The sequence below is a fragment of the Demequina globuliformis genome, from assembly GCF_000975155.1.
Lineage (GTDB): Bacteria > Actinomycetota > Actinomycetes > Actinomycetales > Demequinaceae > Demequina > Demequina globuliformis.
This window is the reverse complement of sequence record NZ_BBRG01000001.1, coordinates 1327249-1335954: the sequence shown is the minus strand read 5'-3', so window position 1 is coordinate 1335954 and position 8706 is coordinate 1327249. Positions and strand designations below refer to the sequence as shown.

Here is an 8706-nt window from a genome sequence, read left to right as displayed (position 1 = left end):
GGGGCAGGCAGCGTTCGCTGCCTGCCCCCGCCGTCGTCTACGCCCCCAACTCGTGCTCCCACGGCATCGGCCCTGGGCAGCGCCGCTAGTCTGAACCCATGAAGGAACTGCCTGACAACGTGAGCGCCGACACCCTCGCCCTCCACACCGGTATTCACCGGTCAGAGGCCAACGAGATGTCGGAAGGCCTGTTCCTTACCCAGGGGTACGCGTATGACAGTGCCGAACAGGCACGCGATGCGTTTGCTGGGGACATCGACATCTACATGTACTCGCGGTACGCCAACCCCACCGTCACCGCCTTTGAGGAGCGCCTGGCGGCGATGGAGGGCGCCGAACGCTGCTTCGCCACCTCCACTGGCATGAGCGCCGTGTTCGTGTCGCTGGGCTCGATCCTCGCCGCTGGCGACCGCCTGGTCGCTGCGAAGGCGCTGTTCGGCTCCACGCTCCAGACCTTCACCAACTTCTTCGAGAAGTGGGGCATCCAGATCGACTACGTCGACGCGACCGACAACGCCGACTGGGAGCGTGCGCTCGCCACTCCGGCCAAGGCCGTCTTCATCGAGTCCCCCACCAACCCCATGCAGGATGTTGTCGACATCCCGTTCGTCGCCGCGCTGTCCAAGAAGGCCGGCGCCACGTTCATTGTCGACAACGTGTTCGCGACCGTCATTGGCCAAAAGCCCTTGGAGTTGGGGGCCGATGCCGTGGTCTACTCCGCGACCAAGCACATTGATGGTCAGGGCCGCGTCTTGGGCGGGGCCATTTTGGGCTCGGCGGACTACATCGACGGACCCGTCAAACTCATGGTGCGCAACATGGGCGCCACGATCTCCCCCTTCAACGCGTGGGTGCTACTCAAGGGCCTCGAGACGCTCCCGGTGCGCGTACGCCATCAGGCGGCGAATGCCCTCAACCTCGCGGCCTGGCTCGAACACCACCCCGGCGTGGCATCCGTGCGCTACCCGCTGCTGCCCTCACACCCGCAGCACGAGCGCGCTCTCGAGCAGATGACGGTGGGCGGCACGCTCGTCACGCTCGACCTGGCGGTGGGCGAGGACGTTGACCGTGGAGGCGCGGAGGCTCAGGCCGCCGCGTTCAGGTTCGTCAATGCGTTGAAGCTGTTCACCCCGTCCAACAACTTGGGGGACGCCAAGTCAATCTCGACGCACCCGGCAACCACGACGCACAACAAACTGAGCGTCGAGGGGCGCGCTGAGGTCGGCATTTACGAGACGACCGTGCGCCTGTCGATTGGGCTCGAGGACGTCGAAGACCTGCGCGCTGACCTGGACCAGGCGCTCGCCGCAGTGTGACGCCGTAAGCGCAACACCGTAGTGCGGCGCTTACGGCGACATCTTGTCAGGGAGCGGGCGTCTAGGGGCTCGCGCTGGTGGACGGGTTGTGGGGGAAGACCTCGAACGTCGCGACGGGACCCCCACTTGTGCCCACCTCAGGATCGTCCTCGGCTGGACGCTCGCCCGGGTCGGTGTAGGAAATCATCGTGATGGTGCCGTAGTCGCCCAAGGTCGCCTCGCCACACGCAGGCATGTCGATCTCCTGCTCCTCGCCAAAGCGGTGGTCCTCGCCCTCAGCGGACCACGCCACAGGAATGAACGTTTCACCGTCCACGACGCGTGCCGTACCGACGCTGAGGAACAACTCACCCTGGAAGTACTCGGGGGGAACGCCGCCCTCTTGGTAGGACGTCCACACGTTCTCGCTGTCATGCGGCGGATCGCAGGTGATCGACATTGCCTGCGAGTCTCCGGAATCCGTGGAGCGAGTCACCAGCCACCAGGCGAGCGCGCCTGCGGCGATGATCACGACCGCAGCAGCGACGCTCTACGCGATCCATCGTGACCGTCCGGAAACGGCGCCCCACCCCACCCCGCGCAGTGGAGCCATCTCGCTGTTCTGATGCATCACGACAGTGAGAAAGTTCCATTTGGTGAGGGTGTGGGGTCGGGAGCTGGCGCAGCGTGAGAGGGGGACACCTCAAACGTGGCGTACGCGCCCCTTGCAAGCCCATCGTCGTCGCTCGTCACTTCCGGAGGATTGGTGTAGGAGATCATTGTGAGGGTGCCGTAGTCGCCCAGCGTCGCCTCCCCACATAAAGGCATCACCACCTCCTCTTCTGCCAACCAGAATCCGTCGGCAGCACTCCCTTGCTCCAGGGATTTCTGTGCCCACGTCACCGTCACGAATGTGTCGCCGCCAACATTGCTGGGCGCTGAGACTTCCAAGAACAGTTCGTCCCGGAAGTACTGCGGCGCTCCGCCACGATCCCAGGATGCTGCGATGTTGTCGCTCGTCTCCGGCTGGTCACATGTGACCGACATCACCGACTCTTCGGCTGCGTCGCCGTCGTGGTTGGCAAGCCAGACGATGAGCCCTGCCACCACGACCAAGCAAGCGATCGCGCCCGTCCCCGCCGCAATCCATCGGGCACGCCGCGACGGTCGGGCCCCGTCAGCTGTGGTCATGCGGCCCCAAACACGGCGCCGCTCACCCACGGTGCTTCTCAGTCGCGAGGCAGTGCCTCTGCCGCACGTTCACGTTTGCTGATCACGTCGACCAGTCCGTCGAAACTCACATGGATACGCATCGTTGCCCCCTGTTGCTCTCCCCCGTGGCCTGCGCCGCCACCGCCGTCACTCTACTCACAGACCGACACCCATGCCCCACCCACTTTCGCGGAAAAAGAGGAGAAAGAGCGGGCGGCGGCGGGGGTCCGGACCGCTCGCGCCTTGCGTGCTAGTTTCGCGTTCATGAGCGACCAGGCGCCCCGCGGCTCCGATCGCGAGCGCCCATTGACGCCCCCGGCGGACGACCCATTCCCGCCCACCACGTCCACGCACGTGGTCAGTGCACCCCAGCCCCGAGCATCGGCCCGTCACGCTCAAGGGGAAGTCCCGAGCATCGCTCCCAATCCGCGACTGCCCCTGTCGCTGCGCCTCATCGGCCGGCCCAGTTGGCCCGGTGCTCTCTTTGTGCTCGCGTGCGCGGCAGCATTCGTCTACGGACTGCCGTGGCTTGCCTCCGCACTTCCCGCCGACGACCTCGCAACCCCGCCTCCGGCCGCGACGTTGACCGTGGACACTCCCGGAGGTCCATCGGTGACGATCACGCTGGCCGACGGGTGGAGCATCGCCGATGACTCCACCAACGGCCCGAACGCCACGTCGCTCACCCTGGTCAACGCAGGCACCACGTTCGCAGTGACTCCGCCCCGCGCATTTGCTAACGGTGAAGACCTCGCGTCCGTCACCGACAGCGCAATCGAGGACTACGCGATGGACCCCGACAGCGGCTGGGTGATCTCCGACCCCATGGAGTTCGAGACCGCCGCTGGCGACCCCGCCGACTGCGTGACAGCCTCCACGGTGACCGACGTCGAGTTCACCTGCGTGGTTGCTCACAGCGGCTCCTACGCGACCTTCGTGGTTGAGTCGACCACCTCCACATGGCCCGCTCTCCAACGGGGAGCCGAGGACATGGTGCGATCGGCAACGTTCGGCGAGGCGAGCCCATGAGCGCCGGCGCTGTCCCCGGCAGGGAGCCCGCACCCACCACGGTCGCGATTGCGACCGTGAAGCGGCGCCTGCCACGCACCCCTACCTTTGTCGATACACGCTCGCTCGTGTTCTGGGCCGGCGTCGCTGTGACGCTGTTTGGCCTCATCACGTGGATGCCACTGGTGTTGACGAGGCTCCAGAGCCACCCCGCCACGGGCGTCATGTCTGCGATGGTGTGGCTGCTGTATGGATTTGTCTTCATCGTGATCCTGTACCGGATGGAGCTGTTCGAGCGCAGGTCACCCGTCACGGTGCTCGGGGCGCTCGCGTGGGGCGCGATCGCCGCGCCCGGCCTCGCCGCCGTCGCCGCACCCGCGATGCACGACGTGATCGCCGCGACGCTTCCGCTCAGCGAGCCGTGGGTGCCATCGTTCGCCGCCCCGCTGGTGGAGGAGCCGTTGAAGTGGCTCGGGATCGTCGCGCTCGCGCTCATACCCGGTGCGCGCCTGCGTTCAGCTGCTGACGGCTTGTTTTACGGCGCCGTCATTGGGCTGGGATTCCAGATCTCCGAGTCGTTCCTGTACACGGCCGTGGTGAGCGCAGATGGCACTGCTGGGACCGTCTTCGCGATGCTCATGCTGCGCGGCGTGGTGGGTGGGCTGTGGAACCACCCCACCTACTCCGCGATGGCGGGTGCGGGCGTCGGCTACTTCTTCAACGCCTCTGCGTCCGCCGCGAGGCGCTGGGCTGTCATGATCGGCACCCTTGCGCTGGCCATTGTGGTGCACGGCTTCTTCAACACTCCGATCGTGAATACGAACGTCTGGATCAGTTCCCTCACCAAGGGCGTGCCCGTCCTGATCCTGTTCCTGTTCGTACTGCGTTGGGCCCACCTGCGCGAGCGTCGTACCTTCGCGGGACTGGCAGCCGAGGTGGTCCCGGATGACCTGGTGAGCCCGGCCCACTTCCGGCTGCTGGCGACCCGTCGCACCCGCCGCGAGGTGCGTCGCGACGCCAAGCGCGCTGCTGGCCGAGGCGCGGCCCGCGCGCTCAAGTACCTCCAAGGTGCTCAGCTCAGCCTCCTCACCGCAACCCACGAGGACGGCTGGGGTTCACCGCGCACCGTCGAGCTGTCGGAAGACGTCGCGGAACTACGCCGTGACCTCATCGACATTTACGCCGATGCCGGGGTGACCCGCGGGCCGGGGCTTGGGTGGATTGCGCCACCGGGGACCGAGGTGTCTGCACGTGCCTGGCAACGGTGGGCTGGCGAGACGCGCGAACGCATCGACACCGAGGGCATTCGCCAGGTGGCTCGCACTACTGGCCAGATTGCCGTGAGGAAGATCCCCCGACCAGGCCGCACGGTCGCCGCCTCACCGGCACCTCCACCGACACCACCATCGCCGGAGGACAATCACAGCCCCTCTCTTGACAGCGACCACGACCCTCAGTAGTTTTCACAAATATCAACCGTCGCTCGGTAAGTAAGGGAAGCAGTCGCTCCCGCCGAGGCGCCGCGCGAGAACACAGGGGGGAACCAACTCATGAGAAAAATTGTCGCCGTCGCAACATTGGTCACGGCGCTGACCTTCGCGGCAAGCACACCAGCGAATGCCGCCACCACAGGCTGGGTCAATGGCAGTCAGACCAAGACACTCAGCGGTTGTGTCGTCAGCTCCGGCAACAGCACTCGCCTCGCATTCGCGGATGAGAACCCGCACGACCCGTGTACGGGTCGAGTGGGGGTCCGCGCACGGGTCGCCAACGGACACTCGGTCACGACGACCCGGTGGCAGTACCACTCGCTCAGTGCCGTCATCACCGTGGGCTCAGCGTCGGGCGTGATCTCGCACCAGGCGCAGCATTGACCCTCGCCAAAATCCGCCTTCGGGGCGTGGCGATGGTCGCGGCCATCGTGGTCACGTCGAGTTGCAGCACCGACGGCGACTCACCCTCGCCCGAGCGCGCAGACGAGTTTAGTCGCGAGGTCGCCACGGCGATCGACGAGGCGCAAAACGCCGGCGCCTCCCAAGAGCAGATCGACGTGCTCGTCCGAGCCCAGGAGTCTGGCGAGGTTTCGTTTGAAGATGCCCAGCAGGCCGCAATGCGAACTGTCGAGTGCGTGGAGGACGCGGGCGGCACGGGCGAGTACTTCGTCGAGCATGTGGCCCTCGACTTCTCTATACCTTCCTTCACGATTGGCGGCGACACTCGCGACTTTGAGGACATCGATGCAGTCCTCGATGGCTGCGATCAACTCGAGTCGTTTTGGGCGCTGATGCTCTATCAAACCCAGCCCGCGTACGCCGAAGCTCAGGCCGTCTTCCTCGACACTCGCCGAGAGGCTCGCGTCGCGTGTGTCCGTGCCCTCGGGATTGACATTCCCGAGGACACGGACTGGGACGACGTCACGGCCTTAATCCACGACTCGACAGACGCTGGAGTCAAGACCTGCGCCGCAAACTAGCGCGACGCCCGGTATCCCGCGAAGCCGCGAAGCCGGAGCGAGTTGCCGACGACGAACAGGCTCGACGCTCCCATCGCTCCGGCCGCGACCATGGGGTTGAGGATGCCAAACGCCGCGAGCGGGATCGCCGCCGTGTTGTAGGCGAAGGCCCAGAACAGATTCCCCTTGATGGTGCCGAGCGTCCTGCGCGACAGCGCGATCGCATCGGCCGCCGCCCTCAGGTCACCGGAGACAATGGTGAGGTCTGACGCCTCGCGCGCCACGTCCGTGCCCGTGCCTACGGCGAGTCCAAGGTCCGCCTGCGCGAGCGCTGGCGCGTCATTCACGCCGTCACCCACCATGGCGACCCTGGCGCCGTCGGCCTGCAATTCACGGATCACGTCGGCCTTGTCCCCTGGCAGCACCTCCGCGATCACACGGTCGATGCCCACCTCACGGGCGACGGCCTGGGCGGCGCGCTCGTTGTCACCGGTCAGGAGCACCACGTCCAGACCCAGTTCGCGGAAGGCGCGGATGGCCTCCGCTGACGAGGGCTTGACCGTATCGCTCACAGCAAGCACCACTTCGGCACGGGCCGATGCCCGGGTCGCCAGGCCTGAGCCGCTCGCCTCGAGAGGCGGGATACGACCGGCAAACACGGCGGTTTGGCCCCGCTCCTCGGCACGGACGGCCCATGCCTCGAGGTCGTCCGGGATGTGATCGAACATGCGCCTGGCACCCACCATGACGTCCGCGTTCGCACCATCGGGTCCCGCATGCTGGACGGTCGCAGCCACGCCGTGACCCGCGATAGACCGGAAGCCCTTGAGCTTGGCGCGACCGTCGCGTGAATCCGCAATCGCCTGCGCGATGGGGTGCTCCGAGCGAGCCTCGACTGAGGCGACGGCGTCCAGAAGAGCCTCCACGGCATCGGCCCCGTGTTCCCTCTCAACTGCAGGGGCGAAGGTGTCGACGAGCGCCATGCGACCCTCGGTCACCGTGCCCGTCTTGTCCAACACGATCGTGGTCACGTCACGCGTGTCCTCGAGCGCCTCGGGACCCCTGACCAAGACACCGAGCTGGGCGCCGCGACCGGTCCCGACCATGATCGCCAGTGGCGTCGCGAGGCCAAGCGCGCAGGGGCAGCTGATGATGAGCACGGCCACGGCTGCGGTGAATGCGGCATTCGCGTCGCCAGTGATCGCAAGCCAGAGCACCAACGTGAGCAAGGAAATCGCGATGACGATTGGCACAAAGATGCGCGAGATCCGGTCGGCGAGGCGCTGGACGCGCGCGCGGCCCGACTGCGCGTCGTCGACCATCTGCGCAATCTGCGCGAGCATGGTCTCCGACCCCACCTTGGTCGCTTCCACCGTGATGGAGCCGTCCGTCGCGATGGTTCCGCCAACTACCTCGGCGCCTTCTTCCGCGCGCACGGGCACTGACTCGCCCGTCACCATCGAGGCATCCACCGCGGCACCGCCTTCAACGACCGTGCCGTCGGTGGCGATGGTTTCACCTGGTCGCACCACAAATCGCATGCCGACCTCAAGCTGGTCGCGGTCAATGACCGTGCCGTCCTCCAACCGGGCGGTCTTGGACTGGCGTGAACTCAGGGCGCGAATCGCGTCTCCCGCCTTCGCGGTCGAGCGCACCTCGAGCCACTTGCCCAACAAGATGAGCGACACGATCACACCGGCGGTCTCGTAGTACACGTGGGCGCCGGGCATCGCGTCGAATGCGTGGGCAACGACCACGACCGTGGACCAGGTCCACGCCGCTACGGTGCCCAGCGTGACCAGCGTGTCCATGTTGGTGCTGCGGTGACGCGCACTCATCAGCGCCGAGCGGTGGAAGGGCCACGCCGACCACCACACGACTGGCGTCGCCAGTGCCGCCGCCACCCACTCCCAGCCGGAGAACTGCCAGGCGGGGATCATGGAGATGAGGGTGAGCGGCAGGGTGAGGGCAGCCGCGACAAGGAAGCGCTTCTTGTAGTCGGCGATGCGGGACGCGTCCGCCTTCATGTGAGCGGCGTGCTCGTCCTCGTCATGACCGGTGTGGTCATCACCGTGACCGTCGTGGTCGCGATCATGGCCGCTGTGGTCTCCGTGGGGCTCGTCGGCGCCGCCGGCGTCCCGGCCGCCCGCAGCGCGACCAGTGACGCCGGCGGACGTGTGTCGCGGCTTGGTCAGGACGGCGTACCCGAACCCCTCGATGGTCTGGCGCATTGCCGCATCCAGGTCGTCAGGGTCGATCGTGCCGTCGGTGCGCACCGTGGCGCGCCGCGTCGCGTAGTTCACGACCGCGTCTCCCACACCAGGGAGCTTTTCTAGGCCTCCCTGAATGGTCGCCGCGCAGCTCGAGCACGTCATGCCATCGACGGCGAGCGAAATGGACTCGGTGCGGATGGCCTCGGTCATGACTTCACCGCGTAGCCGGCGCCAGCCACGGCCTCGTCAATCGTGAACTCGAGGTCGTCTGCGGGCACGGTCCCGTCAGGGGTGACATCCACGCGCCCGGACTCGTGATCGACGTGTGCTGCGGCGATGCCGTCCGCCTGCTCTAGAGCGGTGCGGACGTTCGCGGCGCATCCGCCGCAGGTCATGCCGGTGACGGTCACGGTAATGATGGGTTGATCAGTCATGAGAAACCTCCGGTGTAGGAACCATGACTTCACCGTAAACCTTCCACCCAGGTGGAAGGTCAAGTCCCGATGCAGACGCAGCCGTGCGAGGC

General features: G+C 66.4%; 9 protein-coding genes. 5 read left to right on the top strand and 4 right to left on the bottom strand.

The features are described from left to right. The first annotated feature begins 98 nt into the window (after positions 1-98). Complete coding sequence (gene metZ, locus AOP75_RS06110; protein ID WP_062077396.1) at positions 99-1316, top strand: O-succinylhomoserine sulfhydrylase; 1218 nt, start codon at positions 99-101, stop codon at positions 1314-1316. 61 nt (positions 1317-1377) lie between these two features. On the opposite strand, the gene AOP75_RS06105 is transcribed toward metZ, so the two are convergent. Beyond that, the gene (locus tag AOP75_RS06105; protein ID WP_062077395.1) at positions 1378-1827 is read right to left on the bottom strand and encodes a hypothetical protein; all 450 of its coding nucleotides are present in this window, start codon (positions 1825-1827) and stop codon (positions 1378-1380) included. Between the two features lie 98 nt (positions 1828-1925). After that, positions 1926-2486, bottom strand: coding sequence for a hypothetical protein (locus AOP75_RS06100; protein WP_152649972.1), 561 nt, complete (start codon positions 2484-2486; stop codon positions 1926-1928). A 285-nt stretch (positions 2487-2771) separates the two neighbouring features. Between AOP75_RS06100 and AOP75_RS06095 the strand changes: the two genes are divergently transcribed. The 4 genes from AOP75_RS06095 (at position 2772) to AOP75_RS06080 (ending at position 5988) form a co-directional block, all read left to right on the top strand. After that, the gene (locus AOP75_RS06095; RefSeq protein WP_062077393.1) at positions 2772-3536 is read left to right on the top strand and encodes a hypothetical protein; all 765 of its coding nucleotides are present in this window, start codon (positions 2772-2774) and stop codon (positions 3534-3536) included. Beyond that, a complete protein-coding gene (locus AOP75_RS06090) occupies positions 3533-4975 on the top strand; it encodes a PrsW family intramembrane metalloprotease (protein ID WP_062077392.1) in 1443 nt (480 codons plus the stop codon). Before AOP75_RS06095 ends, AOP75_RS06090 begins: the two co-directional genes overlap by 4 nt. A 90-nt stretch (positions 4976-5065) precedes the next feature. Continuing rightward, a complete protein-coding gene (locus AOP75_RS06085; protein WP_152649971.1) occupies positions 5066-5389 on the top strand; it encodes a hypothetical protein in 324 nt (107 codons plus the stop codon). Beyond that, on the top strand, positions 5386-5988 hold the full coding sequence (locus AOP75_RS06080) for a hypothetical protein (protein WP_161794542.1): 603 nt from the start codon (positions 5386-5388) through the stop codon (positions 5986-5988). The genes AOP75_RS06085 and AOP75_RS06080 overlap by 4 nt, the downstream gene beginning before the upstream one ends. On the opposite strand, the gene AOP75_RS06075 is transcribed toward AOP75_RS06080, so the two are convergent. Beyond that, the gene (locus AOP75_RS06075) at positions 5985-8390 is read right to left on the bottom strand and encodes a heavy metal translocating P-type ATPase (RefSeq protein WP_062077389.1); all 2406 of its coding nucleotides are present in this window, start codon (positions 8388-8390) and stop codon (positions 5985-5987) included. The two genes, AOP75_RS06080 and AOP75_RS06075, sit on opposite strands and share 4 nt — an antisense overlap. Next, entirely contained in the window at positions 8387-8614 is a 228-nt protein-coding gene (locus AOP75_RS06070) for a heavy-metal-associated domain-containing protein (protein ID WP_062077388.1), read from the bottom strand. Before AOP75_RS06070 ends, AOP75_RS06075 begins: the two co-directional genes overlap by 4 nt. Positions 8615-8706: the final 92 nt, after the last annotated feature.

Excerpts from the sequence above, each read along its gene's own strand:
- AOP75_RS06100 (WP_152649972.1), bottom strand. The coding sequence starts at position 2,486 with ATGACCACAGCTGACGGGGCCCGACCGTCGCGGCGTGCCCGATGGATT.
- AOP75_RS06070 (WP_062077388.1), bottom strand. The coding sequence starts at position 8,614 with ATGACTGATCAACCCATCATTACCGTGACCGTCACCGGCATGACCTGC.
- AOP75_RS06085 (WP_152649971.1), top strand. The coding sequence starts at position 5,066 with ATGAGAAAAATTGTCGCCGTCGCAACATTGGTCACGGCGCTGACCTTC.
- AOP75_RS06075 (WP_062077389.1), bottom strand. The coding sequence starts at position 8,390 with ATGACCGAGGCCATCCGCACCGAGTCCATTTCGCTCGCCGTCGATGGC.
- AOP75_RS06095 (WP_062077393.1), top strand. The coding sequence starts at position 2,772 with ATGAGCGACCAGGCGCCCCGCGGCTCCGATCGCGAGCGCCCATTGACG.
- metZ (WP_062077396.1), top strand. The coding sequence starts at position 99 with ATGAAGGAACTGCCTGACAACGTGAGCGCCGACACCCTCGCCCTCCAC.
- AOP75_RS06090 (WP_062077392.1), top strand. The coding sequence starts at position 3,533 with ATGAGCGCCGGCGCTGTCCCCGGCAGGGAGCCCGCACCCACCACGGTC.